This is a genomic window from Raineya orbicola (assembly GCF_002843425.1).
Lineage (GTDB): Bacteria > Bacteroidota > Bacteroidia > Cytophagales > Thermonemataceae > Raineya > Raineya orbicola.
Map to the genome: position 1 here is coordinate 20,388 of NZ_NKXO01000014.1, position 25,775 is coordinate 46,162.

General features: G+C 37.3%; 24 protein-coding genes and 1 tRNA gene. 13 read left to right on the forward strand and 12 right to left on the reverse strand.

Annotation, left to right across the window (positions count from 1 at the left end):
* Window positions 1-62: 62 nt before the first annotated feature.
* Window positions 63-1,466, reverse strand: a complete 1,404-nt coding sequence (locus tag Rain11_RS05430) for an NADH-quinone oxidoreductase subunit N (protein WP_101358332.1) — start codon at window positions 1,464-1,466, stop codon at window positions 63-65.
* 135 nt (window positions 1,467-1,601) lie between these two features.
* Window positions 1,602-2,462: a transporter family protein gene (locus tag Rain11_RS05435; RefSeq protein ID WP_101358333.1), complete on the reverse strand. Its 861-nt coding sequence runs from the start codon at window positions 2,460-2,462 to the stop codon at window positions 1,602-1,604.
* 116 nt (window positions 2,463-2,578) lie between these two features.
* On the opposite strand from Rain11_RS05435, the gene prmA reads away from it, so the two are divergent.
* The gene (prmA, locus tag Rain11_RS05440) at window positions 2,579-3,409 is read left to right on the forward strand and encodes a 50S ribosomal protein L11 methyltransferase (RefSeq protein WP_101358334.1); all 831 of its coding nucleotides are present in this window, start codon (window positions 2,579-2,581) and stop codon (window positions 3,407-3,409) included.
* 83 nt (window positions 3,410-3,492) lie between these two features.
* A complete protein-coding gene (locus Rain11_RS05445) occupies window positions 3,493-9,258 on the forward strand; it encodes a hypothetical protein (RefSeq protein ID WP_133121515.1) in 5,766 nt (1,921 codons plus the stop codon).
* Between the two features lie 33 nt (window positions 9,259-9,291).
* On the opposite strand, the gene xerD is transcribed toward Rain11_RS05445, so the two are convergent.
* Window positions 9,292-10,188 (reverse strand): site-specific tyrosine recombinase XerD, encoded by an 897-nt coding sequence (xerD, locus tag Rain11_RS05450; protein ID WP_101358336.1) that lies wholly within the window; start codon window positions 10,186-10,188, stop codon window positions 9,292-9,294.
* 107 nt (window positions 10,189-10,295) lie between these two features.
* Here xerD and Rain11_RS05455 point away from each other — a divergent pair.
* Window positions 10,296-10,369: transfer RNA gene (locus Rain11_RS05455), tRNA-Ala, on the forward strand.
* A 59-nt stretch (window positions 10,370-10,428) separates the two neighbouring features.
* Here the strand turns inward: Rain11_RS05455 and Rain11_RS05460 are convergent.
* Both Rain11_RS05460 and Rain11_RS05465 read right to left on the reverse strand, forming a co-directional pair.
* Window positions 10,429-10,737: a nucleotidyltransferase domain-containing protein gene (locus Rain11_RS05460; RefSeq protein WP_101358337.1), complete on the reverse strand. Its 309-nt coding sequence runs from the start codon at window positions 10,735-10,737 to the stop codon at window positions 10,429-10,431.
* Window positions 10,734-11,204 carry a nucleotidyltransferase substrate binding protein gene (locus Rain11_RS05465; RefSeq protein ID WP_101358338.1) on the reverse strand — a complete coding sequence of 157 codons (471 nt, stop codon included), beginning with the start codon at window positions 11,202-11,204 and terminating at the stop codon, window positions 10,734-10,736. Before Rain11_RS05465 ends, Rain11_RS05460 begins: the two co-directional genes overlap by 4 nt.
* Before the next feature lie 233 nt (window positions 11,205-11,437).
* On the opposite strand from Rain11_RS05465, the gene Rain11_RS05470 reads away from it, so the two are divergent.
* From Rain11_RS05470 to Rain11_RS05485, 4 genes are all read left to right on the forward strand, one after another.
* A complete protein-coding gene (locus tag Rain11_RS05470) occupies window positions 11,438-12,958 on the forward strand; it encodes a serine hydrolase (protein ID WP_101358339.1) in 1,521 nt (506 codons plus the stop codon).
* 120 nt (window positions 12,959-13,078) lie between these two features.
* Window positions 13,079-14,626, forward strand: a complete 1,548-nt coding sequence (locus Rain11_RS05475; protein WP_101358340.1) for a complex I subunit 4 family protein — start codon at window positions 13,079-13,081, stop codon at window positions 14,624-14,626.
* On the forward strand, window positions 14,623-14,961 hold the full coding sequence (locus tag Rain11_RS05480; RefSeq protein WP_101358341.1) for a hypothetical protein: 339 nt from the start codon (window positions 14,623-14,625) through the stop codon (window positions 14,959-14,961). Before Rain11_RS05475 ends, Rain11_RS05480 begins: the two co-directional genes overlap by 4 nt.
* Before the next feature lie 11 nt (window positions 14,962-14,972).
* Window positions 14,973-16,121: a GlmU family protein gene (locus tag Rain11_RS05485; protein ID WP_101358383.1), complete on the forward strand. Its 1,149-nt coding sequence runs from the start codon at window positions 14,973-14,975 to the stop codon at window positions 16,119-16,121.
* A gap of 16 nt (window positions 16,122-16,137) precedes the next feature.
* On the opposite strand, the gene Rain11_RS05490 is transcribed toward Rain11_RS05485, so the two are convergent.
* The 3 genes from Rain11_RS05490 to Rain11_RS05500 all read right to left on the reverse strand — a co-directional run bounded on the left by Rain11_RS05490 (window position 16,138) and on the right by Rain11_RS05500 (window position 19,042).
* On the reverse strand, window positions 16,138-17,010 hold the full coding sequence (locus Rain11_RS05490; RefSeq protein ID WP_101358342.1) for a cupin-like domain-containing protein: 873 nt from the start codon (window positions 17,008-17,010) through the stop codon (window positions 16,138-16,140).
* 95 nt (window positions 17,011-17,105) lie between these two features.
* On the reverse strand, window positions 17,106-18,254 hold the full coding sequence (locus tag Rain11_RS05495) for a TIGR03032 family protein (RefSeq protein WP_101358343.1): 1,149 nt from the start codon (window positions 18,252-18,254) through the stop codon (window positions 17,106-17,108).
* Between the two features lie 44 nt (window positions 18,255-18,298).
* Window positions 18,299-19,042 carry a septal ring lytic transglycosylase RlpA family protein gene (locus Rain11_RS05500; RefSeq protein WP_101358344.1) on the reverse strand — a complete coding sequence of 248 codons (744 nt, stop codon included), beginning with the start codon at window positions 19,040-19,042 and terminating at the stop codon, window positions 18,299-18,301.
* A gap of 67 nt (window positions 19,043-19,109) precedes the next feature.
* Here Rain11_RS05500 and tsaE point away from each other — a divergent pair, with 67 nt between their 5' ends.
* On the forward strand, window positions 19,110-19,541 hold the full coding sequence (gene tsaE / locus Rain11_RS05505; protein WP_101358345.1) for a tRNA (adenosine(37)-N6)-threonylcarbamoyltransferase complex ATPase subunit type 1 TsaE: 432 nt from the start codon (window positions 19,110-19,112) through the stop codon (window positions 19,539-19,541).
* A 48-nt stretch (window positions 19,542-19,589) separates the two neighbouring features.
* Here the strand turns inward: tsaE and Rain11_RS05510 are convergent, their stop codons facing one another.
* From Rain11_RS05510 to Rain11_RS05520, 3 genes are all read right to left on the reverse strand, one after another.
* The gene (locus Rain11_RS05510; RefSeq protein WP_133121516.1) at window positions 19,590-19,853 is read right to left on the reverse strand and encodes a hypothetical protein; all 264 of its coding nucleotides are present in this window, start codon (window positions 19,851-19,853) and stop codon (window positions 19,590-19,592) included.
* A 103-nt stretch (window positions 19,854-19,956) separates the two neighbouring features.
* Complete coding sequence (locus Rain11_RS05515; protein ID WP_133121517.1) at window positions 19,957-20,277, reverse strand: hypothetical protein; 321 nt, start codon at window positions 20,275-20,277, stop codon at window positions 19,957-19,959.
* 80 nt (window positions 20,278-20,357) lie between these two features.
* Complete coding sequence (locus Rain11_RS05520) at window positions 20,358-20,543, reverse strand: hypothetical protein (protein ID WP_101358348.1); 186 nt, start codon at window positions 20,541-20,543, stop codon at window positions 20,358-20,360.
* A 146-nt stretch (window positions 20,544-20,689) separates the two neighbouring features.
* Between Rain11_RS05520 and Rain11_RS05525 the strand changes: the two genes are divergently transcribed.
* The 5 genes from Rain11_RS05525 to Rain11_RS05545 all read left to right on the forward strand — a co-directional run bounded on the left by Rain11_RS05525 (window position 20,690) and on the right by Rain11_RS05545 (window position 24,365).
* Window positions 20,690-21,658 carry a deoxyhypusine synthase family protein gene (locus tag Rain11_RS05525; protein ID WP_101358349.1) on the forward strand — a complete coding sequence of 323 codons (969 nt, stop codon included), beginning with the start codon at window positions 20,690-20,692 and terminating at the stop codon, window positions 21,656-21,658.
* Window positions 21,642-22,523, forward strand: a complete 882-nt coding sequence (locus tag Rain11_RS05530) for a hypothetical protein (RefSeq protein WP_101358350.1) — start codon at window positions 21,642-21,644, stop codon at window positions 22,521-22,523. Before Rain11_RS05525 ends, Rain11_RS05530 begins: the two co-directional genes overlap by 17 nt.
* A gap of 84 nt (window positions 22,524-22,607) precedes the next feature.
* Window positions 22,608-22,970, forward strand: coding sequence for a hypothetical protein (locus tag Rain11_RS05535; protein ID WP_101358351.1), 363 nt, complete (start codon window positions 22,608-22,610; stop codon window positions 22,968-22,970).
* On the forward strand, window positions 22,971-23,525 hold the full coding sequence (locus Rain11_RS05540) for a sugar transferase (protein WP_101358352.1): 555 nt from the start codon (window positions 22,971-22,973) through the stop codon (window positions 23,523-23,525).
* 30 nt (window positions 23,526-23,555) lie between these two features.
* On the forward strand, window positions 23,556-24,365 hold the full coding sequence (locus Rain11_RS05545) for a purine-nucleoside phosphorylase (protein ID WP_101358353.1): 810 nt from the start codon (window positions 23,556-23,558) through the stop codon (window positions 24,363-24,365).
* A 51-nt stretch (window positions 24,366-24,416) separates the two neighbouring features.
* Here Rain11_RS05545 and Rain11_RS05550 read toward each other — a convergent pair whose 3' ends face one another.
* Window positions 24,417-25,715 (reverse strand): UDP-glucose dehydrogenase family protein, encoded by a 1,299-nt coding sequence (locus Rain11_RS05550; protein ID WP_101358354.1) that lies wholly within the window; start codon window positions 25,713-25,715, stop codon window positions 24,417-24,419.
* Window positions 25,716-25,775: the final 60 nt, after the last annotated feature.

The window sequence follows — 25,775 nt, forward strand, 5'->3', positions numbered from 1 at the left end:
GGTTGATTTGTATTTTCTTTTAGACCTGCAAGGCATTCAAAATCCTTACAGGTCAGAATAAATTACTTCTGGAGCAACCCAAGTACAAAATCGGGGAAAAGCCCTAATGCAATCGTGAGAATGGTAGTTATGAGAAACACCCAAATATAAGGTGCGGTTACTTCTACTTTTACAGCTCCTTCACGATTATGAGGTTCTTTTAGATACATAGCAATAATGACACGGAAATAATAATACAAACCTACTGCTGACATCAAAGCGGCAAGAACCATCACTTCATACAAGCCTCTTTCATAAGCACTTACAAAAACCCACAATTTGCCAAAAAATCCTGCTGTAAGCGGTAGGCCTGCCAGCGAAAGCATTGCAATAGTCATTACCAAAGCTAAAAAAGGATTAGTTTTGGCTAAACCATTAAAACTTGTGTATTCTTCGTTATGCGTTTTTTCTGAAACCAACAAAAGTACCCCAAAAGCTGAAATCGTAGCCAAAGAATAAGCCAAAGAATAAAAAACAATAGCCGAAAGACTTCTTTCATTAAAAGCCGTTACTGCCAAAAGCAAATAACCTGCGTGAGAAACGCTTGAAAAAGCCATCATTCGCTTGAAACTTTGCTGATAAACTGCCGTAATGTTGGCAACAACTAAAGTAAGACCTGCCAAAATGGTAAAACTCAATTGCCAATAGTTGTAGGTAGGTACAAAAGCCGATGAGAGCAGTTTGTAAATAGCGGCAAAGCCTGCGGTTTTCACGATAGTTGCCATAAAAGCCGTGAAAAATGTAGGTGAGCCTTCATAGACATCGGCAGTCCAGAAATGAAAAGGAGCGATAGAAACTTTGAAAAACATTCCTACCATAACCAGCATTAACCCCAAATAAAGCATTGGCGAAAGATTGGCACTGCTTTGGGTATATTTTTGTAATTCTGCAAGCGAAAAGCCACCCGAAGCTCCATAAAGCATTGCAACTCCAAATAGAAAAATTCCTGTGGCAAATGCACCTTGTAAGAAATACTTCATCGCTGCTTCATTGGAACGTAAATTACGTTTCTCTGAGCCTGCAAGTACGTACATTACAATAGAAACAATTTCTATACCTACAAAAAGCATCAAAAGATTTTCATAGCTTACCATCATAACAGCACCCACCAAAGAAAAAAGCATAAGGGCGTAATATTCAGCAGGTTGAGCTTCTTTGTTTTGAATGTAATGCTGTGAAAGAGGAATAATCAGTGAGGCGGTAAGCAGTAAAATAAGCGAAAACATTACGGCACTTGGCGAGGTTGCCATCATTGTATTGTTGATGACTTTGCCCAAGTCCAAAGGGGTATTCCACTCGGTAAAAGTTGCTATAAAAGTAAGTACCGCAAATAAAACCGCCGCACCAAAAAGCACTTGACGATTTTTTAGAAAGCCTAAAAACAAATTCACTATGCCAAAGACTGAAAGTAAAATAATAGGTAGCATTGCTATTGGGGTTTATTTTTAGGTAAAAATATTTTATTTGCCCAAAATAATAGAATTTTGGGCGAGTAATCAAATTTTTTGAAAGAAATTTACATACAAAAACCTTTGCTTACCTTGTAGCCTAACTAACTTACTTCAATCTTTCTTGAAATTTAGATAAGTAGAAAAGCCCAGACTGAAATAGCTAAACTCTCTGAAAGGTCTTTCTAAATCCATACCTGCGAGTACATCAAACTGATAGCGATTATCAAAGATGTAAATAGAACCCACATTTAAGCCGTGGATATGGTTGGCATCATTGATAGGAAACAGGGAAGAGCCAAAGTATTCTGCAAAAACATACGTTCCACCTTCTATTTTTCTACCGATGCCCAAAGTATATGCTCCCAAAAGTTCGTTTTGGCTATTAAAATTACGAACGAGGTCTAAACCAATATTTGAGAAAGCGTAGAATTCATCAGTAATATTGTACTGCATTAGAAGTTTAGTGTAATGCCTTTGAGCAATATTTTCCAGACTACTTGGCAGAGGGATACGGCTTACCCACATAGCACTCATTGAAAATTTGGTGTTTTCTAAATCATTGAGGCGATATTTCACGCCAAGGTGCATTGGTTGCCAAAATGTATTTTTATTTTGGAGTGAATTGTTTTCAAAAAAACGAGTAATTTCTAATTCTTGCCCTAAACGCAGTTCTAACCTTTTGGTAAGCCCGTAACGTATGAAAATATTAGGCAGTTGTGTGGTAATTTTTTGGTTAAAAACCCGCCAAATGCTTCTTAAATAGCTGCTTTCTATGATTAGCTTGTGTTGAGGGGCAGTAGTCGCCGAAAAACTCGCCGTAGGGCGGTCGGTAGCAATTTCATAATCCTCATTTTGTGCTGAAACACTATGAGTAAATAATCCGAGGACGAGTATAAATAAATATTTTTTCATATAATTTCGCTTTTCAAAGGCAATTTTAAGATTTTCAAAGTAAGGTATAGATTTTGTCAAACTTATCGTTTTTTTTTATGAAACTAAAAGTAAATTTTACAAAAGGTTGGAGCGTGTTTTTGGGAAATTCAAGAAAAAATCTTACCTTTGGAAATAATTTGAATTGAAAAAAAGCGGTGTTTATAGAACTTATTGTAGAGGCAAATCCAGAAGCCTTTGAAATTTTTATTGCAGAGCTTGCCGATTTGGGCTACGACTCGTTTATGGAGGAGCAAGATATTCTGAAAGCCTATATCTTGGCTGAAAATTTTGATGAAGAGGCTATCAAGATGTTAGAAATTGAGTATGCGAAAGTTTATCCTTTTCGCTACACTTTTTCAAAATTGGAAAAAGTAAATTGGAATGAAACTTGGGAGAAAAATTACGAACCTGTGGAAATAGCTGATAAGGTACGTATTAGAGCAATTTTCCACGAGCCTAAACCCAAAAACTTTAATTATGAAATTATCATCACACCCAAAATGTCTTTTGGTACAGGGCATCACGCTACTACCAGCCTTATGATTGAAAACCAATTGGAAATCAATCATCAAGGGAAAGATGTTTTGGACGCAGGTACTGGCACAGGTATTTTGGCAATAATGGCAAAACTTTTAGGAGCAAGCTACATAGAAGCCTTTGATACAGACGAATGGGCTGTCGAAAATAGCCGTGAAAACACCTTGCTCAATGATTGTTCGGAAATAGTTATTTATCAAGGCGATATTTCGGCAGTTGATACTCAAAAGCGTTTTGATATTGTGTTGGCAAATATTAACAAAAATGTTTTGCTTGCCGATATACCCGCTTATAGCCAACTCTTGAAAATTGGAGGCTTTTTACTTTTGAGCGGCTTTTATGAAGAAGATTTGACAGATATTCAGCAAAAATGTAAGGAAAATAGTTTGCAGTTTGTCAAAGAAAAAAATAGAAATAAGTGGGTTTCGGCTGTATTTGAAAAGGTTTAAAGTTTGAAGCTGAAAAATCAAATTTTGAAGATTTAAGAAGTGCAGTATTTAGAATTAACCGTGCTGTATTTACAGAATATTCTATGAAAAGGTTTTTGTTTATTTTTGGGGTGTTTGTATGGGTTATACCAAGTTTTGCCCAACGTTTTTCGGCAAATCCTGATGAGTTTATCTCTCAATTAGATAAAGAACTGCGTTTGGCTCGTCAAGAAAAATTTGCAGAGCAGTTTCGTTCTACTTGGACACGAGGCAGTTTTACTGCTACGCAACAAGAAAAAATTATCAATTTGGTGAAAATCATTGTAAGTAAAGGCGGAGGCGTAGGTTCTCACGTAAAAATCTTTCTTTCTGCTTTGGAAAATGGACTTGATAACCAAACCGTAAGTAGCTCGCAGATAGATAACATACTTTCGGTAGCAGAAAAATATTTTACAAAAAACAATTCAGGGCAGATTTTTAGCTTTGCTAATACGCTACATAGCTTGCTTACTTACAGAGCTTTATATTTTTCTGCAATGCATCGTTTATATGTAGATGGCAATTTTGAAATAGTATATGCTGACTCAACTCTTAGCAAACAACATACTTGGTTTCAAGGCTGGAAAGAAGCTCAACCAGAACCAGATTCATTAGGAAATATTAAACCTTATCCGCACCCACTTGTAGCAGGTGCTGTGGTGTTATTTCCTAAAACTAATTTATACTTTGTTTCTCCCCACGATTCGGTAAGCATCAATCAAACTAAACTTGCTTTTCTTTTTGAAAACAATCATATTGTAGGCGATGGAGGGCGTTTTTCTTGGGAAAGTTTGTACAACAAAGGTAATGTAGATTCAGTAGCTTTGGGTAGTATTGCTCGTACTCAGATTTATGCCGATTTCAGTCGTTATAGCCATCAAGTAAGCGATTTACATTTTGATGCCGATAATGTTACACTTTCTTACCCTACCAAACTCAAAACCCCTGAAGTAGGTAGATTTGAGTTTTTCAGCGAACAACGAAAAAAAAATCAATCTATTCGCTATCCCAAGTTTGTTTCTTATGATGACAAAGCCGACCTTATCAATATTGGCGAGAATATGGAGTATTTGGGAGGTATGAAGTTAGAAGGCTTTACACTTTATGGATATTCTCCTACTAATCGTCCTGTTTGTAGGCTCTTGGTCTATAAAGATGGGCAAGTGAAGTTTCACGCCAATTCCAAGCAATTTTACTTAGGTGAAGATCGTATTTACTCTAAAAGTGTTTCGTTTGGATACTATGTAAGTGGCACCGATTCGCTTACTCACAATAACGTTGCTTTAAGCTACAACAAAGTAAAAATAGCAGGAGATAGTACGCCTGTGGGCATTTTCAAACTTTACAAAGATAAAATCAATGATGATATTCCTTTCATAGACGAATATCACAAAATGTATATCACAGCCGATTTGGCATTGTATAATCCTGCTAAAAACACTATTGATTTTTACATTGTAGGGGCAAAAGATAAAGTACCTGCTTTATTTGAATCTTTCAAATACTACGATGAAGATCGCTACGAAGAACTGCGAGCTGAATATAGCTTTCACCCTTTGCGTATGGTAGATTACTATGCTAAAAAATACGGCACAATCAATTCGCAAGGAGTGCGTGAATTTAATATTGAAGGAGCTTTTGCAATGGAATCGGAAGAGAATCAGGATAAGAAAAAAGCGAAAAATAACTCTTTTGCCAACATCAAATTAGATATTATTAAACGAGCACTTACGAGGCTGGCACGTGAAGGCTATGTAGATTATGATGAATATACAGGCAGGGTAGCAGTTCTGAATAGAACTACTCATACCATTGATGCCTATGAGTATAAGCGTGCTATGGATTTTATAGAAAAAAATCCTAAGAAAAAGTTACCTAAATATATGGAGCCTTATGCTAATAAGGACTTTGATGATATGCTTATTCAATCTATTTCGCCCCGCGATGCAAGGAGAGATAGTCTTGTTCGTGATACTACAAAGTTCCATTTTACCAATGGTAGAATTCTATTCAAGAAATTAGAAGGTAAAAATATCCTCATCACCAAGCGTGTATTTCGCCCTAAACCCGATACTTCGTCTGTTGAAAACTCCGAATTTCCCAAAGATACCCTAATTACTCTTACGGATACTTTCAAAATTGATAAGTTTGAAGAAATCAAAAAAGTAGCACTTACAGAAGAGTTAGAACTCAATAAACTCAACCCTGATAAGTTTTTTCTTTGGGAGCTTGAAGGGTATTTTTCAAAGGCTGAACGTAAGAAAGGCCCTGCTATGCCTAATGCCTCTGTATTGCCCGATGGGGGAGGAATGATAATTAGAGGCGTAGATAAGTTTGCAATTAGCAAGAAACTCAACGTGTATTTTATACCCAAAAATAAGGAAATCAAAATTTACGGGGCAAGTAACTTCTTTATGGAAGAGGGAGAGGTTACAGTAGGTAATTTCCGATTTATTGGAAAAAACTTTATGCTTCCTTATGATGAGTTTAAGCTCACTATGGAAACTTTGGATAGTGTTGCGTTTATTGTATCAGACCCCAAAAACCCTGACATAAAACACGAACTTGGGGGTGAAATCAAATTCAATGCAGGAGATTTACTCATTTCGCACCCTAATAATATATCGGGTTTGAAAAAAGGGCAAATCCCCGGTGGTAAAAAGGGAGAAGTGTATGAATCTTATCCGAAACTAAAAATTGAAACAGGAGGGAAAATTTACTTTGATGCCTTCTACAGGCAAAAATACGCTTATCACAAACATTTAGCTTATTTTGAAATTCCCAATGTAGAGTTGGATAGTCTTACCACTAAAATGCCTAAATTTGAAGGTACTTTTCATTCCAACATATTTCCGCCCATAAAAGAAGTGCTTGTACCAGTTTATGACCCTAAATACACAGGTGTAGAATCTCGTTATGCCTTAGGTTTTGTGCATAAACCTAAAAAGCCTCTTAAATTATACCATACGCAAGGTGAGTTAATCGCAGACTCTATTGTAATGTACAAAACAGGACTAATTGCTACAGGGAAAAAACTTGAAATCAAAAATCATAGTTACAGCGTAAAAGCACCTTATTTTTTGCTTACTCCCGACTCGGTGGTTACGGAAAAGGCAAATATCGCAGTAAAGCAACAGAAGGTTAAAAACACATCTTATCCCGAAGCGGTGGGCGAAGATATGAAGCTCACTTGGCATACTTCTCGCTATGTAGGAACAGATACCTTGAAAATTGATAGTCTTACTTTACGTACTGCTCCTGATAAACTTGCTCGGGTATTTGATGAAAAAAATCCTGCAAGTCTGAAAGGAACGCTTGCTCTCACCCCTGAATCTCTTTGGGCAATTGGTGAGTTGAAACGTAAAGACTTTTTTATGTTAGCCCCCAAAGGAGCATCTATCTCCCCCCAAAAAATTTACACTCTGCAAAACCCCGAAAATATTGTAGATTTCAAAGTATATTCTACCGAAACAGATCCTTTTGCCAAAGAGCAAAACGACATTTACAAACCTATTATTGATGCCAACGCCGTTTTTGTAGAGTATGATTTGAAAAATAATATTTGTAAAATCAATCATAATCCTGCTATTGCCCAACAAGACCCTAATTATGAGTTCATTAGTTTCCCTTATGCTCAATTCAAAACTTCTATTCGTGAGGTTACTTGGAATGTGGGCAAAAAAGAGGTTACTATGGTGGGTGATGAAAATACTATTTTCCGCTCTACTCATTACGAGGAAGAAGAAAATGCACCTAACAAAGACCTTCTGCTCAAAGCCTCCAAAGGTAAATACGATATGCAGGACCTTAGCAATCCTATTTTAGACCTTGAAAATGTGGCTTATATCTCTTCTGCCGATGCTCGTATCATTCCTGACAAAAATAAAGTAACTATCCTGAAAGGGGCTAATATTCAGGAGTTAAAAAATGCTACAATTGTACTGGATACTATTAGTTTTCATCATACACTTATCAATGGAAACATAAAAATTCATCACCGAGAGGAGTTTGAGGGCGACGCTACCTATCGCTACGTAAATGCCGCACAAGATACCTTTAAGCTCAAATTTGATAGGTTTGAGCTGGTAGGTAGCGAGCAAATTTCCGAAGCGGGTAAAACAAAAATTAAACGAAAAAGAAAAAAAGGAGAGAATGAAGATACTCTGCAAATCCCGAAGCGGTACACTCAATCGCGTGGTGAGGTGCGTGAAGAGGATAATTTCTTTATCAAACCACGTATTAAGTTCAAAGGTACAGCTGAAATGCTCGCCTACAAAAAAGACCTCATATTAGATGGATTTATTCAAATTCAGCTCAAAAGCAAAGACTACGGCAATTACTGGATACCCTATCAACGCGATGCGGGCGATGTGTATGTAGAATTAGACGAAAAAACTTCCTCCGAAGCCGACCTCATTACTACGGGATTGCACTATACTTATGAGGAAAACGGAAAACTTTACACGACTTTCCTTTCAGGTAAAAAGGGAGATAATGATAGCGATATGTATCTTGCCAAAGGGGTTCTTACATATATTCCTGAACTCAATGAATTCAAAATAACGGACAAAGCTCGTTTGGAAAAAGAAAGCTATGAAGGTACTTTGCTCACGCTTGATGACGGCAAAGGGGTTTGCGATATGCAAGGCAAGTTTAAGCTCGTTGATGAAAAACTTCAAAAATTTGTACTTTCCGCAGGTTCGGCAAAAGTAAATCTCAAAAAGGACGAGTATGAATTTACCCAAATGTTTGTTTTTGACCTTTCCAAAGCTAAATCGCCACTTTCGGGAGTTGCTGATTTGTTCAAATATGCTAAAATGGACGGCTCCGCAGGCGACCAAGCCTATAATTCCGATGATGCCTCGCTGATGAGCCGCCTTGCCGAAATTATTGGAAACGATAAAGCCAAAAAGTACGAAAACCAAGCAAGAACCAAATATCACCCACTTCTGCAAGCCGATAAAAAAGTTTTGGGCAAAGGCTTAGTGCTTTCGCAAGTAAATCTGAAATGGTCGGATACAACGAATAGCTTTTATAGCGTTGGTAAAATTGGTTTAGCAAATATTTTAGATAAAGACGTAAATGCAATGGTAGAAGGGTATATGGAAATTCAAAAGTTGGAGGAAGGTGATATTATCAATCTTTATTTGGAACTTACCCCCGAACAATGGATTTTTCTTTCGCTTACACAAAATATTCTTTCGGGCGACTGCTCTATTCCAAAAGTGAATAATGCTTTTGAAAAAGGTAAGAAAGCTAAATCAGAAAAAGATTTGAGTTACGAACTAGCTGATGAAATTGCAGTAGAAACTTTCAAAAGACGTTTCAAGCAGTACTACTTGGATAAAAAATTCGGAGCTGTGCCCGAAGTAGAACGCCAACAAAAAGATGAAACAGAGGAGGAAACCGATAAAAAGTCTAAGAAAAAATCTAAAAAGAAAAAGCAAGAAACCATAGAGGAAGAGACCGAAGAGCCTGCTCAAGAAACACCACAAGTAGAAGAAAAACCTAAAAAAGAGAAAAAGTCTAAAAAGAAAAAACAACAAGAGGAAACTGAGGAAGAAAATCTTGATGAAAAGCCTAATCAGGTAGAAGAAAAAACAGAAACTAAACCCGAACCTAAAAAAGAGGAGAAAAAAGACGAAAAGAAAGAGGAGAAAAAAGATAAAGATAAGCCCAAAGAAGAAAAGAAACCCAAAGAGGAAAAACCTAAAAAAGAGAAAAAAGGCAAAAAGAAAAAAGGCGAAGAAGAGGAAGAAGAACCCGTGGAGGAAGAGCCACAAGAAGAAAAGAAAAAAGACAAAAAGAAAGACGATAAAGATGGCTTTTAGCAATAGGTGCGGTATTTCGGTACCGCATTTTTGTTAGCTTCGGGGGTGATATTGCAGAATGGTTTGGCGGAGGTAGTCTTTATCCAGATGAGTATAAATTTCAGTGGTAGTGATTGATTCGTGTCCGAGAATTTCCTGAATAGTACGAAGGTCTGCACCGCCTTCCAATAAATGAGTAGCACAACTATGCCGAAAAGTATGCGGGCTAATGTTTTTTTTCAAACCTATTTTTTGAGCTAACTCTTTGATAATCATAAACACATATACGCGTGTAAGTTTTTTACCGCGTCTGTTCAGGAAAACAAAATTTTCGTGTCCTTTGGCAATGTTTGAGTGTTTGCGGATATGCTCTAAATAAATTTTAGTGTATTTCATTGCTTCTGTGCCAATAGGCACAAACCGTTCTTTATTGCCTTTTCCCACTACCTTGATAAACTCAATATCAAAGTAGAGGTTAGAAATTTTCAGTTCTACAAGTTCGCTTACTCGCAAGCCACAACTATACAAAACCTCTAACATAGCACGGTTACGAGTACCTTCGGGGGTAGAGTGGTCAATAGCTTCTAAAAGGGCTTCAATTTCGTGATATTCTAATGTATCAGGCAATTTGCGTTTGAGCTTGGGGGCTTCAATGAGATAAGCAGGGTCGGTAGAAATGACTTCCTCTGCAAACAAAAACTTATAAAAAGCCTTTATGCCTGAAAGAATACGAGCTTGTGAGGCTTCCGCTATGCCAAGTTCGTTGAGGTGTAAAATAAAGGTTTGAATTTGATTTGTATTGACTTTTTCAGGGTTTTGCCAATCGTTTCTCAAAGCAAATTCCTGAAATTTGCTAACATCTCGCAAATAGGCTTCAATAGAGTTTTCCGAAAAACCACGCTCCAGTTTCAAATAATTTTTGAACTGCTCTATGTATATTTTCCATTGCATAATGCTACTTTTTGCAATAATACAAAATCTTGATTATTGAGATAATTTTTTACAAATTTATTTGCATACTGATTTTTTTCTTGCTACATTTGCGAGCCTAAATTCTTGGGGCATTAGCTCAGCTGGCTAGAGCGCTACAATGGCATTGTAGAGGTCATCGGTTCGACTCCGATATGCTCCACATCATACACAATTAAATGCTTGAAAATGAACAATTTGTCAAGCATTTTTTATTTTCTTTTAGCAGTTTTTCTCATAAAATATTTTTCCGATACTATCAATGTGTTTGAGCAGGTCGGGGTTTTTGATTTGTTTGTACAACGAAATATCTATTTTGTAGGGTAAAAGCAAATCGTCTAATTCATTTTCTATATTTTGCAGAATATCAAAAGAGAGCTTATCACCCAGTAGGGTTAGGTCAATATCGGAGCCCAAGCGATAATTCCCTTTTGCCCTTGAGCCATAGAGAATAGCTTTTTCTACTTCTTGATATTTGGCGAGTACTTGTTGAATGGCAAGAATAGTTTCTACTTTCAGTCCATAGTTCATTGTAAATCTTTTTTGTGTATATCAGATAGCTCTTCCATACGTTTTTTGAACTGCAAAAATTCAGAATAGTATTGTTGAACAATTTTGAAAAATATCTCTTCTGCAGTATCTTCGTTGTAAGTGTGCGAAGTTTTATTTCTGCTGATAATCATATCCATCCAAACTTCACCATTACTAATAAGCCCTGTGGCAAACGCTTCACGGGTAGCATCTTTTGAGCCAAAAATATTGATATTTCCTGCTTCCTTGAAAAAGTCCTTCATCACATTCCACGCCAACTCGTGTGTATATTCAAAGCGTTGGATAAGTCCTTCCTTTATGATATTTTCTAGGAAATTATCGGTTTTTTCTTTTTTGCTGTTGTTTTTTAGGTACTCCTCTGCTTTTAGCACTGCTTCTTGCAGTTTTTGAAACGCCTTTACGAAATTATTAAATCGTTGTTGCCAACGTTTATCGTCGGTACTCATAGTTTTTTAGGTTTTGTTTTACAATGACTTTTTGCAGTATGTGAGTAAGTGCAAAAGCATCAGAGTTTTGCAATAATAGCGTTTTTAAGGGATTTTTCATAGAAAATGTAACTTTTGTTACAGGCGAAATGAAGTATTTTTCAAATGAAAATCATACAATTGCAAATTATTGATTTTTACTTGGAACTTTGCAAAAATTATCCTACTTTTAAGCAAAGTTTAATTTACGTAAAATGCGTTTTAGGGTATTGGTGTGGATTTTTTGCTTGCCATTTTATCTTTTTGCTCAAACTACCATTCAAGCAGATTTAAGCCAGATTTTTACGCGTTACAAGCTAATGGGTATGTCGGTGGTAGGCATTTGCAATGGAGAGGTATCTTTTAGCCATTATCAAGGGCTTGCTGATTTTCAGCGAAATATTCCCATTGATAACAACACCAAATATCGCATTGCCTCTGTTTCCAAAGCTATCACGGCAATGGCACTAATGAAACTTTGGGAACAAGGTTATTTCCAACTTGATGATGATGTAAATACTTATCTTAATTTTTCTTTGCGAAACCCTAATTTCCCAAGCAAAGCCATCACTTTCCGAATGTTACTTTCACATACAGCTTCGCTCAATGACGGCTCGGGCTATGAAAATTTTTTAAGTGCTACTTACAACAATAACCCGCCCCCTAATCTATCGCAGTTGCTTACTCCTTCGGGGAGCTATTACACTGCCAATATGTTTTTGAACAAAGAACCGGGTACTTATTTTACTTATGCCAACATTACTTACGGCGTTATCGGTACGCTTATTGAGCGAATTTCAGGCAAGCGTTTTGATATTTTTTGCAAAGAAAATATCTTTCAGCCACTTGGTTTAGATGCCTCTTTCAATATTCAAGATTTAAGCAATATCAATCAGGTAGCGGTTTTGTACCGAAAAAGTGGTGGTAGTTGGGTGCCGCAGATTGATAACTACAATGGCGTAATGCCTCCGCCAAGAGATTTGAGCGGTTATACTATTGGTAATAACGGACTTATTTTTTCTCCACAAGGAGGGCTTCGTATTTCTGCCAAAGATTTGGGCGTTTTGGCAATGCTAATGATAAACAAAGGAATTTACAACAATGTTCGTATTCTCAATGCCGCTACCGTAAATACAATGCTTGAACCACAATGGACATATAACGGCACAAACGGCAATAATTACTACTGCCTTTTCAATGAATGGACTTTGGGGCTTCATAGCATTACGAATCGTACTCGTTGTGATGTAGTGCTTGGTAAAAAAATGGTAGGACACGCAGGCGAAGCCTATGGCTTAATCAGCGATTGGTATTTCAATGTTTCAACGAAAGAAGCGGTAATTTTTGCTACAAATGGTTCGGAAACTGCTTATGCTACTACTTCGCAGTCAGCTTTTTACGCCGTAGAACACGAAATTTTTCAGGCGGTAAAAAAAGAATTGGATAGAGCTTGTGGGAGTGGTACGAGTAATCCCCCTTCGGTAACAGCTTTGGAAAGTAACGAATATTTCCAAGTATTCCCTAATCCTGTTCGTGAAAGTTTGGAAATACGTTTTTTGCAGAATGAAAATGCTCAAATTCGTCTTTTTAACCCGCAAGGCAAACTCATCATAGAAGGAAATTCCAAAGGAAAAGCACAATTTAGCATCACAACGCAAAATTTGCCCAAAGGCGTTTATTTCTTACACATTCGCAATTCTTATCTTTCAAAGCATATCAAAGTTGTTTTGGAGTAAGCGTTTTTCTTTGTAATTTTACGCTTGCTACGTAAAAAAGCTACCCCTATTTTTCCCTTAAAGTGAGGGAAAGGGTTAAAACTAAATGCGTATAACCTTCAACCCTTGATTTTGAACTATATGTGGCTGAGCTTTCTGCTTTTTATTCCGTTAATGGCTTTTTTGATAGTTGTATTTTTGCCCCAAAAATATGAAATTTACTCTAAAACAATCACCTTTACAGCTCATTCTTTGCTTTTGCTTTTGGCGGTGTATATTTACTTTTTTTTGCCCAAAAGCTACGCCGAGACGCTTTGGCTTTTAGAAAAATATGAATGGATAAAATTAGACTGGGGCAGTTGGAAATTCAAAATAGATTATTTTCTTGGGCTTGATGGATTAAATGCCAGTATTATTTTGCTCGCCGCCATAGTGCTTTGGATAGGGGCTTGGGCTTCGTGGCATATTCATCAGAAAGTAAAGAGTTATTTTGCTTTGTACTTGCTTTTGGCTACCTCTGTAATGGGTACATTTCTTGCAATGGATTTTTTCTTATTTTTTGTGTTTTTTGAATTTATGCTCTTGCCAATGTATTTTTTGATAGGCATTTGGGGTGGAGAAAGGCGTGAATATGCTTCCATTAAGTTTTTTCTTTACACACTTGTAGGTTCTATCTTGATACTTATTGCAATGATTGCTTTGTATCTTTCAGTGAAGGAAGGTGAAATGCACACTTTTAACCTGCTTGCAATGCAGAAAAAAGAAAATTTTGAGGCAGATAGTTATTTAGCTTTACAAAATAAAGATGTAATCTGGGGAGAATCCTATCGGTTTTGGGTATTTTGGCTGTTAGTGATTGGTTTTTTGATAAAATTGCCTGCGGTGCCTTTTCATACGTGGTTGCCTGATGCACACGTAGAAGCTCCTACGCCTATTTCGGTTGTACTTGCGGGTATTTTGCTAAAAATTGGGGGTTATGGTATTTTGCGAATAGCTTATCCTATTTTTCCCGAAGTGGCAATAGAAAGTTCACAAGTTTTGGGTTTTTTAGGAATGTTTGCTATTTTGTACGGGGCTTTGAATGCCCTTGCACAGCAAGACCTCAAAAAAATGGTGGCTTACTCTTCGGTTTCGCATATGGGTTTTGTACTGATGGGTATTGCTTCGCTTACTTCCGAAGGTTTGAATGGTGCAGTTTTTCAGATGTTTAGCCACGGATTGCTTTCGGCTTTGCTGTTTGTGATAGTGGGTATTTTGTATGATAAAGCCCATAGCCGTCAAATTGATGATTTCAGCGGACTTTTCAAGCTGATGCCTTCGTATAGTACTTTGGTTACGCTTACTTTTTTTGCTTCTTTGGGTTTGCCTTTGTTTTCGGGGTTTATTGGGGAACTTTTTACGTTATTAGGGGGCTTTCGGTCGGCGGTTTTACCTATTTACATTCCTCTTTTGGGTGCTTTGGGTGTAGTATTAGGGGCGGGTTACTTTCTTTGGACACTCCAAAGAATGTTTTTGGGTAAAACTTGGCTTAAAAATCCCTCACTTGCTTTGCAGGATATTTCTTGGAAAGAAAAAATTGTATTAGCTTGCGTAGTGCTTGTAAGTCTGATTTTAGGAATTTACCCTCAAATTATTTTTCAAAGCACCGAAACAACCATTGCGGCACTATTGCAAAAGTTTTTACAATGAAATCTGTATTTATGACAAAATTTGATGACACTATCAAGGCTCAAATTTTAGATTTAGAGGGCTTTTACTCGCCTGATGATTTGTTGATTTTCTTGCAAAAAAATTTCTTTTCTGCTTCCAAATGGATTATTCGCACAGATAAAGCAAAATTTGTGAGTAATTCGCTTTTAGAGTGGATTATTGCTAATGTTCAAAATCAGCAAAAAACGGCTCTGGTGCTTTCCAAAGAATTTTTCAGCAATGAAAAACTTCAAAACTATAATACCCAAAAGCCACAATCGGTGCGTTTTTTCAATAATCTTTTAGAAGCAAGAGCTTGGATTTTCAATGCTTAAACCTTTTGGCTATGAATTTCATTCTTTTTGATGCCCCCCAAGACCACGCTAATCTTCTACCGCTTACTTTTGTAAGACCTATCAGCGAAATTCGTATAGGTATTCTTACGATTCGCGAAAAGTGGGAAAAATACCTTCAAACGTCTTGTTCTTACCAAACAGAAAGCTATCTTTCAGAAAAATATTCTATGCATTGGGGTACAGAAAATATTTTTATCAATGCTTCGGTGCTTCCTAGTGAGCATTTGGCTGAAAAAATAAAAACACTTTCCAACAAGCAGGCTCTTTACGCAGAAAATACACTCATTGCTTACCGAAATGAAGCACAAGAGAAAATTTTTTGGAATGAACCTATCCGTAAAATTTCCTATCCATTTGATATATTTTCTTTCAATGGGTCAGAAATTCAAGCTGATTTTCAAATTATTACAAGAGGCAGAAAAAGCCAACCCATTGAAGATAAGCACACAATTATTTACAAACCTGAAAACATTTTCATAGAGGAGGGAGCAGATTTGAAGGCTTGTGTCTTAAATGCTGAAAAGGGTGTGATTTATATCGGCAAAAATGCACAAGTGCAAGAAATGAGTGTTATTCAGGGGAATTTTGCTTTGTGTGAGGGGGCGGTCATCAATATTGGCGGAAAAATGCGAGGAGATACAACTATCGGTAATTATTGCAAAGTAGGGGGGGAGATTAGTAATTCGGTGATTTTTGGCTATTCCAACAAAGCCCACGATGGTTTTTTGGGCAATTCTGTCATTGCCGAATGGTGTAATTTAGGAGCCGATACCAATACTTCCAACCTGAAAAATAATTACAGCAACGTAAAAATTTGGAATTTTCTCAAAGGTGATTTTATTGATACTCAAAAGCAATTTTGCGGGCTTATTATGGGCGATTATTGCAAAGCGGGCATCAATACAATGTTCAACACGGGTACGGTAGCGGGGATTTCTTGTAATATTTTTGGAGGTGATTTTCCGCCGAAGTTTATTCCTTCTTTTTCTTGGGGCGGAGCCAAAGGCTTTGAAATTTACGAGCTTACTAAATTCTTTGGAGATATTGAAAAAATGATGGCAAGACGTGGAAAAACACTTTCAGAGCAAGAAAAAGCTATTATTCGGCATTGCTACCATAACAACAAACCCTCACTTTGAGCGAGGGTTTGGGGAGTTAGTTGTGTTGTAAAACTGCTTCTGCTTTTTGGTATATTTTTCGTTTCTTGTAGTTATACCAAAAATGAGGAGCGGTTTTTTTCATTAGCGTATCAACATATCTCATTCCAAACAAATTCCAAACACCTTTGATTTTTACTCGCAAAGAAGGGTGTAAAGCTCGCAAGCTCAAAGCAAAGCCACTTTCCAAATATTCCATATGATGCCAATAACCCGAAGGCATAAAGAGTGTATCGCCGTGTTCTAAAATGATTTCATAGCCTTGTGCGAGTTTAGTGGCAGGGAAATCGTTGTAATTGAATTTTTCATAGTAATTGGTAAAATCTGCAAGGCTCAGTACTTCCCAAGGTTTGCGATAGAGTTTGTGTTGTTCATTGAAGGGAAAAAGCAAAACCCGTTTTCTTCCTACAAATTGTGTGTGTAGAATATGCGAAAGGTCTATATCAAAGTGCATATGCGTAATAGAACCTCCACCACCCACAAAAAGCATCGGATAGCCTTTTACAAAGCCTTTCATTAAATGTTCGGGAAAGGTAAAATCTTGGGTAAGTTCGGGGCAATGCTCTAAAATGTTAAATAAAAAAATACGCAAAGCTAAATTGCCTTTTTTTACTTCACGCAAATAATCTCCAAAAAGCATATAATCATCAGCTTTATTTATAGGCGTGTAGGCATCGCTTTTTACATTGTTATACACTCCTACCTTATGATGACCTGCTTTTTCAATAAAATAATCCCAGTTCCACTTTTGTAAAGCCGCCCAATCTGCTGATAGTTTCTTGATAACCAAAGGTTTTTCAGGAAAATAATATTTTTCTTTGAATTCTTGGGGGCTTATATTTTCAACTACATCAACTTGTTGCAGTTTCATAATCAGTGTGTTTTTAATGTAAAGTGAATGTTAATAAATCCGCACAAAATTAGTAATTTTTTTCTATGTTACAACACTTTACTTACTTGCAATCACTAATTTACATAGGAAAAATTAACATCTCCACTGCTTTGCTGAGGTTTTTGATGTATTACTGGGGTATTAGTTTCGTAATCGGTTTTCTCGGCGGGCATAGCCCAAAAGGTTTCCGTAGGCGTAACCAATGCATAACGATAGTCGTCTTTTTCAAAGTTAGCAATACCGGGACGTCTTATGTTGGGAATTACCTGCACCGAATAAATTTCTTCAACACTCGTTTCATACTTAATATAGCCCACAATACTTCCGTGAGGCAGGTACATAATGGCTACCCCTGCAAAAACAGATTCCTTTGAAATGGGCAAGTTTTGGAAAGTTTTGCTGGAAGTACGAAGTTTAGAAAGACCAATAAAGGCATAGTCTTCGTAAATTCCCATACCTCTCACAAATCCGGGGAATTTGTAGATTACACGTTTTTCGCCATTTTTAGGATTAACTTCAATGAGTTCGCCTGTTCCCGACTGCAAAATAAGCACTTTATCTTTGTAAATTTTGGGCGTATGAGGCATACAAAGCCCTGTGGTAATGATTTCATTGGTATCTACGTCCATCAGAATGCCCCCATTTACCTTGAATTCTCGCCATTTCATAGGTTCATCGGTAGCGGCAAGAGCCGTAACGTATTTAGGCTTGCCATTTTGCATAGCCATACCGTTGAGGTGGCAGCGGTCGCCGGGTTCAAGAGACGTAATAAAATGGGGTTTCCATTTGGGTTCAAAACTGAATTTATCATTGATAAGGGCAAGGCAAGAAAATTGCGTATTGACCGCCCAAAGTCCTTCGTTTCCCCACTCCAAATCGTGTAAATCTACAAAACCTGTGTAGTAAGTAGCTCGCGGTACATATAAAGTTTCATAAGTATTGGGTTTAGCGGGGTAGCGGGGGGCAAGGCTTCTATCGTGAGAAAATACTACTACTGTATCGGCGGTAGCTATGGCAAGGTAGTTATCTTTGAGAGCAATGCCCATTGCTTTTTTGAAATTACGAGGAAGTTGCACCAAACGCTCCGTATCGGTAGCACTCAAAAATACAAGTTTTCCTGCTTGATAGGTGCTTAAAACAATCGTTGCGTTGAGTTGCCACAAAAATTCAGGAATATTGGGCGAATAGGTACAAGTAAAGGGTGGGTGTGGTTTGTTTGTCATTCTTTTGTATGTTTAATGAAAGTTTAATGCCGAAAGTTAATTTTTCAATCAAAGTGTTTTTTTACGATGCCATCAAAGCCTGCTTTTCGGATAGCGTCTAATTGTTTTTTCCCAGTTTCTTCATCAGTAAAAGCACCTACGAGTACTCTATAAATGCGTTTTTCGCTCCAACCGACTTGAATGTAAGTCTCTTGGATACCTGCTTTTTGGAGGTCTTTACAGAGGTCTTTGGCATTTTCTAAATCGCCGTATGAGCCTACTTGTATGCCCATACCTTTGGGATTTTTCTTGGTACCCCAAAGGCTGTAAGTATTTCCTGTGAGGAAAGTAGTATCGGTGGGAGTGGGTTTAGAAGGATTTTGAGCAACACTTGTAGTGTCTTTTTTAGGTTGTTCTTTGGGAGTTTCGGTTTCAAAGAGTTTGCCATTTTCGCCGACTACTTCAATACGTACTTGGGCAGTGCCTGTTTTCAGCATACCGATTTCTTGGGCGGCGGCTTGAGATAAATCTATAATTCGGCTATGAGCAAAAGGTCCTCGGTCATTTACTTTTACAATCACTGAAAGGTTATTTTTAAGATTGGTAACTTTGACCATTGTCCCAAATTTAAGAGTACGATGGGCGGCGGTGAGTTTTTTGGAATCATAAATTTCACCACTGGAAGTTTTTCTGCCGTGAAACCTCCCTGCGTAGTACGAGGCAACACCTGTTTGGGTAAATTTTTGTCCTTGTGCAAAGTTTTCGGATATTTGCAGGCAAAGTAAAACTATCAGAATATAAGTTTTCATCTTACTTGGTATTTTGCCAAATGCAAAAATAATCTTTTATGTAAAGTTTGCCAAATTTTTTTCAAAAATGCAGAAAATTAGTGAATTAACCTGTTCAAATATTACAGAACTGCCTCAAATTGCCCAAGAGATTGTAAGATTAGGGCAAAACTGGAATTTTTGGATATTGGAAGGTGCAATGGGAGCGGGAAAAACCACGCTCATCAGGGCTATTTGCAAGGAGTTGGGGACAAAAAATGAGGTGCAAAGTCCAACGTTCAGCATAGTGAATGAATATGAAGCGAAAGATAGAAAAATCTATCATTTTGATTTTTATCGCATACGTTCCGAACAAGAAGTCTTTGATATAGGTTACGAGGAATATTTTTACGATGAAAAGTCTTTATGCTTGGTAGAATGGGCTTTTCAGATACCGAATTTGCTACCTTCGCATTATTTAATGATAAAAATTTTGATTACGGGGGAGCAGGCAAGATTATTTGAATTTTGGGTGAAATAAAAAACCTTGCTTTTGAGGGCAAGGTTTTTTAGTAAGCCGCAAGAAAAATTACTTCTTCTCAGCAGGTTTTTCTTCAGCTTTAGGAGCTTCTTTTTTAGCATCAGCAGGAGCTTCAGCTTTTTTAGCAGAGTCAGCAGCAGGCTGTTGTTGAGTTTGCTCAGGAGCAGGTTGTTGCTGTTGTTCAGCAGGTTTTTGCTCTTCTGCTTTTTGTTCAGTTTTGTTTTCAGTGTTAACTTCTTCTTTTTTCTCACCACCACAAGCGGCAAAAGTAAGCATACCAGCTACTGCGAACATTAAAAATAACTTTTTCATTGTTTTTTAGGGTTTTAAAGGTTAAAAACTAAGTTTTATTTTGAAATTTGCTTTTTATACCAAGTTACTGAAAAGGTAACCCAAAAATTTTGAAAATTTTTTATTAAGGTTTTTCAGTTTTACCGCCTTCGGGTTTTTTCTCATCTTTTTTATTCATATCTTTTTTGGCTTCATCGCCTTTTTTCTCATCTTTTACTTCTACTTGTTTTTTAGAAGTATCTGCGGGAGTAGTAGCAGAGGCATCGTCTTTTTTCTTTTCAATAGGATTGCCTTGTTCATCAAATTCAGGCATTTCACCAGCCTCTTGTTGCACTTTGGCGGGGTCGTTAGCTTCTTGTTGTTTTTTCTGGGTTTCTTCATCGGCTTTGCAAGCACCAAAAGCCACCATTCCAGCAATAGCGAGCATTAAAAATAGCTTTTTCATAAGCATAAAACGGGTTTAGGGTTAAGAAAAATTTAACTCTGATAGATTTACAGAAACCTATCAGAGTTAAAAGCGAATTGTTAGTTTTTCTTGGTAGTGTCTTTTTTCTCTTCTACAATTTCAGGCTTTTTCTCTTCTTTTTGCTCAGTTTTTTGTTCAGAGCCAGTGTTTTCAGTTTTGGTTTCTTCTTTCTTTTCTTCTTTTTTGTCGCAAGCGGCAAAAGTCATAACGCCTGCAAGGGTGAGAAGCATCAAAATCTTTTTCATACGAGTAGGGGGTTTAAGTTAAAACACGCTTTTAATACCAAACTTTTGAAAAGGTAACCCAAAAAGTAAAAAAAAACAGCAATTAAAAAGTTGGCACAAAGCTATATTTTTTTCGTATGTTTGCAAAAAATCTAAAACAATTTGTTATGGGAGCAATTTCACAATTTATAGAGCATCATTACAGGCACTTCAACGCTGCTGCACTCAAAGATGCGGCACAAGGCTATGTAAAACATCTGAATGAAGGTGGCAAAATGATGATTACGCTCGCAGGGGCTATGAGTACAGCCGAACTCGGCGTTTCACTTGCCGAAATGATACGCCAAGATAAGGTGCATATTATTTCTTGCACAGGGGCAAATTTGGAAGAGGATTTGATGAATTTGGTTGCTCATTCGCATTACAAACGCATACCTAACTACCGCGACCTCACGCCTGAACAGGAGTGGGAACTTTTGGAACAGGGGCTAAATCGTGTAACAGATACCTGCATACCTGAAGAGGAGGCTTTTCGCAAGTTGCAAAAGCATATTTTTCAGCTTTGGAAAAAAGCTGATGAGGCAGGAGAACGCTATTTCCCTCACGAATTTATGTATCAGATGATTTTGAGCGGAGTCTTAGAACCTTATTACGAAATAGACCCCAAAGATAGTTGGATGGTAGCGGCGGCTCAAAAAAACTTGCCTATTGTAGTAGGAGGTTGGGAGGATAGCACAATGGGCAATATTTTTGCAAGCTATGTGATAAAAGGTGATGTAAAAGCCAGCACAATGAAAAGTGGCATTGAGTATATGGTTTGGCTTGCTGATTGGTACAGAAAAAATAGCGGAGGTAAAGGTGTTGGATTTTTCCAGATTGGCGGTGGCATAGCAGGCGATTTCCCGATTTGCGTTGTGCCAATGATGTATCAGGATTTAGAATGGCACGATGTTCCTTTTTGGAGTTATTTCTGTCAGATTAGCGATTCTACTACTTCTTATGGTTCATATTCGGGGGCTATTCCGAATGAGAAAATTACTTGGGGAAAATTAGACATCAAAACCCCTAAATATGTCGTTGAGAGCGATGCAACCATTGTTGCTCCACTGATTTTTGCCTATGTCTTGGGCTGGTAGAAATATTGCTTACTTTACGTTTTCTTTTTTTTCGGTAGAAACGCAAATTTTTGCGTTTCTACGCCTATTTAGGGGTTTTCTTGGCTTATCTTTGCTTCTTACCCAAAATATTTTTGCCCAAATACAACTCTTGAAACAAATTCCAATAGCTGAGCCACAAGCCGTTTCAATGGATATTTACGGCAATATTTTTCTTGCCGATTTGCAAGGAAATATTACGCATTACAATGAAAATGGTGATAGTATCAGGCGATTTGCCCCTGAACAGCCTGCAACTATTCACATTTTGGAGGCTTGGAAAGGGCTAAAAATATTAGCTTTCTATAAAGATTTACAGCGTTTTACTTGGCTCAATCGCTTTCTAACTCCTACTGAAACTTACACATTGCACTCCGAACAAATAGGATTTGCTCGCCTGCTCAATTACAGCAACGATGGCTATGTATGGATTTTTGATGACCAAGATTTTAGCCTCAAAAAATACGACTTTCGCAATCAGCAGGTTCTTGTGCGTACCCCTTGCGATTTGCTTTTTCCTGCTCAAAACTATCAGATAACCTTTCTGCGTGAATACCAAAATCAGGTTTTTTTAGTAGATAAAAATTTTGGCATTTTTTTCTTTGATAATTTTGGAAATTTCAAAAAAAATTTGCAAATTCGTAACATAAATTTTATCAATTTTTGGGGTGAGCATATTGCGTATTTACAAGAAAAAACGCTATATTTGCAACATCTTTATAAAAGGAATGTAGAACGTAAAATAAGTTTGCCTATTGAACACAACTACAAAGATTTTTTTCTACTGACTTCAACTCGCATTTATCTTTTTACTACGAACCGAATGTTCATTTACACTTTTCAGTAAAAAAATCGTAGTATTTGTGTCATTTGGCAAGAGATTTGCAGTAACTTGTTTACGAAAAAGTGTGTTTTGAAAACCTTGAACCAAATGAAAACAAAACTTTACATTATTGTACTTTCCTGCTTACTTTTAGGCTTTGAAGTGTGGGCAAAAGAAACTATGAACTTTGAGCCTGAACAAGAAACTTTTGTCAATCCTAAAAATATTGATTTTGAAGTTCGTTTGACTGCCCCACGCCGTTTTGCAGTGTTTTTTGAAAATCCTGACGGAAATCCTATCTATGTAAAAGTATATGATATGGTTGGCAATCAGGTTGCTCAAGATGTTTCTAATCAGAAAGGTCGTTATATGCGAGAATTTGATATGAGTAATAATCGTTCCGAAGTGTTTTTGGTTGAGGTGGGCAATGCTCGTAACAATAGTACCAAACGAATTTTCTTGCAAAAATAAATGTTCTATAAAAAATTTGGCAAACCTTTGTTAGATAAAATTCTGACGTTATTATTCGTACCTGTTTTACTGCCCTTGTTTGTGGCAGTTTTTTTTCTGCTTTTGCTTACACAAAGAGGAAAAGTTTTTTTTGTTCAGGTACGTCCGGGTTATCAGTGCAAGCCCTTCAAAATCTACAAGTTTCGCACTCTCAAAGATACAGAAGGCACAGACGAGGAGCGAGCAACTTCATTGGGTAGATTTTTACGTAAAACCAATCTTGATGAATTGCCTCAAATGCTCAATATTTTGAAAGGTGAAATGAGTTGGGTAGGTCCCCGACCATTACTTATGGAATATGTACCGCATTACAACACTTACCAGCAAAAACGCCACAATGTTTTGCCCGGTATCACAGGAATTGCTCAACTCCAATTGCCCAAAGATGCTCCTTTCACCGAAAAAGCTAATTTAGACGCTTATTATGCCGAAAATGTATCTTTCATTTTAGATTTGAAAATCATTTTACAAACTTTTAGGTATTTTTTGGGCAAAAGAAATTTTGCCAAGATTTAATGACAATTTTGCAACTAATTCAAGTTTTTTATGGAAGCACTTTTAGAAACCAGTAAATTTTTAGAAAATAAACTCAAATTTAAGCCTAAAATTGCCATTATACTTGGAACAGGGTTGGGAGAGTTGGTAAATCACGTAGAAATAGAGCAAACCATTCCTTATGGTAGTATCCCTAATTTTCCTGTTTCCACCGTAGAAAGCCATAAAGGCAAACTTATTATCGGCAGGCTTTCAGGCAAAGAAGTGATGATAATGCAAGGAAGGTTTCATTATTACGAGGGCTATTCTATGGAACAAGTAACTTTCCCTGTGCGTGTGATGAAACTTTTGGGAGTAGAAACTCTGCTTGTTTCTAATGCTTCGGGAGGCTTGCACGAATATATGGAAGTAAGTGATTTATTTATCATTACCGACCATATCAATCTTTTGCCTGAAAATCCTTTGCGAGGAAACCCTTACCCCAAACTGGGACCAATGTTTCCTGATATGAGCGAAGCCTATGATAAAAAATTGATTGAAGAGGCTGAAAAAATTGCTCAAAAGGAAGGCATACGCTATCATAAAGGCGTATATGTGAGCGTGCAAGGTCCTAATTTGGAAACCAAAGCCGAATACAAGTTTCTTCGTATTATTGGAGGCGATGTAGTAGGTATGAGTACGGTTCCCGAAGTAATTGTAGCCAATCATCAAGGAATGCGTTGCTTTGCTATATCAGTAATTACTGACGTAGGACACGAAAGTAAAATCAGAAAAGTAGGAATATCAGATGTAATCGCCGCCGCACAAAAGGCACAACCCGCAATGATAAAAATTTTCAGCGAGCTTGTGAAAGTGTGTTGAATATTTGGAGATTGAGGCTGAAAGTTAAGTTTTTGCCTCAATCTCGTATTTTTATCTGCCAATGCTTACATAATAGAAACCCATTTCTTGCATTTCTTTGGGTTCATAAAGATTTCTACCATCAAAAATCGCCTTGTTTTTGAGCAGAGAAGCTACCACTTCAAAATCAGGGGTACGGAATACGGGCCACTCGGTCATTATTAAAAGTGCATCAGAATTCAGTAAAGCACCATAAGGGCTTTCAGCATATTCAATTTTATCGCCGAGCAGTTGTTTTACATTGTTCATAGCTTCGGGGTCATAGGCACGCACTTTTGCCCCAAGTTCTAATAAAATACGAATATTATCCAAGGCAGGAGCTTCACGAATATCATCAGTATAAGGTTTGAAAGCAAGTCCCCAAACAGCAATTTGCTTATCTTTCAAATTTCCGCTAAAGTAGTTTTTGAGTGGCTCAATGAGTTTGGTTTTTTGTGAGGTATTGACCGCCATTACAGATTTTAGGATTTTGAAATCATACTGGTTATCTTCGGCGGTTTTGGCAAGTGCCTGCACATCTTTGGGAAAACAACTTCCTCCATAGCCTACGCCTGCAAACAAAAATCGCTTTCCTATACGCGAGTCTGCTCCTATGCCTCTGCGAATATCATCTACATTTGCTCCTACTTTTTCGCAAAGATTAGCGATTTCATTCATAAAAGTAATTTTGGTAGCTAAAAAGGCATTGGCGGCGTATTTGGTCATTTCTGCAGAGCGTTCCGACATAAAAATAATGGGATTACCTTGCCTTACAAATGGCAAATACAACTGCTCCATAATTTTTTTAGCTTTTTCGGAACTTGTCCCAATAACAATTCTATCGGGTTTCATAAAATCTTCTACGGCTACGCCTTCACGCAAAAATTCAGGGTTTGAAACTACATCAAACTCGCAAGTAGCATTTTTGGCAATTCTTTCACGTACCATTTCAGCAGTGCCTACGGGTACGGTACTTTTATCCACCACTACTACATAATTTTTGATAAGTTTGCCTAAGTCATCGGCTACGCCCAAAATATATTTCAAATCCGCAGAGCCATCTTCATCGGGAGGTGTTGGCAAAGCCAAGAAAATAATCTTTGCTTCTTCAATGCCTTCGGCAAGGCTGGTAGTAAATTTGAGCCTTCCTTGAGCTGTATTTCGGTTGAAAAGTATATCCAGACCGGGTTCGTAAATAGGTATAACGCCCGATTGCAACTTTTTGACTTTTTCTTCGTTGATATCTACACAAGTAACGGTATTACCTGTTTCTGCAAGGCAGGTACCCGTAACTAAACCTACATAACCCGTTCCGACTACGGCTATTTTCATAATTTTCTCGCTTTTTTGATGATTTTTTTTGTAAAATTGTCGCAAAAATAGGTAACTTTC

Excerpts from the sequence above, each read along its gene's own strand:
- Rain11_RS05430 (WP_101358332.1), bottom strand. The coding sequence starts at position 1,466 with ATGCTACCTATTATTTTACTTTCAGTCTTTGGCATAGTGAATTTGTTT.
- Rain11_RS05445 (WP_133121515.1), top strand. The coding sequence starts at position 3,493 with ATGAAAAGGTTTTTGTTTATTTTTGGGGTGTTTGTATGGGTTATACCA.
- xerD (WP_101358336.1), bottom strand. The coding sequence starts at position 10,188 with ATGCAATGGAAAATATACATAGAGCAGTTCAAAAATTATTTGAAACTG.
- Rain11_RS05460 (WP_101358337.1), bottom strand. The coding sequence starts at position 10,737 with ATGAACTATGGACTGAAAGTAGAAACTATTCTTGCCATTCAACAAGTA.
- Rain11_RS05465 (WP_101358338.1), bottom strand. The coding sequence starts at position 11,204 with ATGAGTACCGACGATAAACGTTGGCAACAACGATTTAATAATTTCGTA.
- Rain11_RS05470 (WP_101358339.1), top strand. The coding sequence starts at position 11,438 with ATGCGTTTTAGGGTATTGGTGTGGATTTTTTGCTTGCCATTTTATCTT.
- Rain11_RS05475 (WP_101358340.1), top strand. The coding sequence starts at position 13,079 with ATGTGGCTGAGCTTTCTGCTTTTTATTCCGTTAATGGCTTTTTTGATA.
- Rain11_RS05480 (WP_101358341.1), top strand. The coding sequence starts at position 14,623 with ATGAAATCTGTATTTATGACAAAATTTGATGACACTATCAAGGCTCAA.
- Rain11_RS05485 (WP_101358383.1), top strand. The coding sequence starts at position 14,973 with ATGAATTTCATTCTTTTTGATGCCCCCCAAGACCACGCTAATCTTCTA.
- Rain11_RS05490 (WP_101358342.1), bottom strand. The coding sequence starts at position 17,010 with ATGAAACTGCAACAAGTTGATGTAGTTGAAAATATAAGCCCCCAAGAA.
- Rain11_RS05495 (WP_101358343.1), bottom strand. The coding sequence starts at position 18,254 with ATGACAAACAAACCACACCCACCCTTTACTTGTACCTATTCGCCCAAT.
- Rain11_RS05500 (WP_101358344.1), bottom strand. The coding sequence starts at position 19,042 with ATGAAAACTTATATTCTGATAGTTTTACTTTGCCTGCAAATATCCGAA.
- tsaE (WP_101358345.1), top strand. The coding sequence starts at position 19,110 with ATGCAGAAAATTAGTGAATTAACCTGTTCAAATATTACAGAACTGCCT.
- Rain11_RS05510 (WP_133121516.1), bottom strand. The coding sequence starts at position 19,853 with ATGAAAAAGTTATTTTTAATGTTCGCAGTAGCTGGTATGCTTACTTTT.
- Rain11_RS05515 (WP_133121517.1), bottom strand. The coding sequence starts at position 20,277 with ATGAAAAAGCTATTTTTAATGCTCGCTATTGCTGGAATGGTGGCTTTT.
- Rain11_RS05520 (WP_101358348.1), bottom strand. The coding sequence starts at position 20,543 with ATGAAAAAGATTTTGATGCTTCTCACCCTTGCAGGCGTTATGACTTTT.
- Rain11_RS05525 (WP_101358349.1), top strand. The coding sequence starts at position 20,690 with ATGGGAGCAATTTCACAATTTATAGAGCATCATTACAGGCACTTCAAC.
- Rain11_RS05530 (WP_101358350.1), top strand. The coding sequence starts at position 21,642 with ATGTCTTGGGCTGGTAGAAATATTGCTTACTTTACGTTTTCTTTTTTT.
- Rain11_RS05535 (WP_101358351.1), top strand. The coding sequence starts at position 22,608 with ATGAAAACAAAACTTTACATTATTGTACTTTCCTGCTTACTTTTAGGC.
- Rain11_RS05540 (WP_101358352.1), top strand. The coding sequence starts at position 22,971 with ATGTTCTATAAAAAATTTGGCAAACCTTTGTTAGATAAAATTCTGACG.
- Rain11_RS05545 (WP_101358353.1), top strand. The coding sequence starts at position 23,556 with ATGGAAGCACTTTTAGAAACCAGTAAATTTTTAGAAAATAAACTCAAA.
- Rain11_RS05550 (WP_101358354.1), bottom strand. The coding sequence starts at position 25,715 with ATGAAAATAGCCGTAGTCGGAACGGGTTATGTAGGTTTAGTTACGGGT.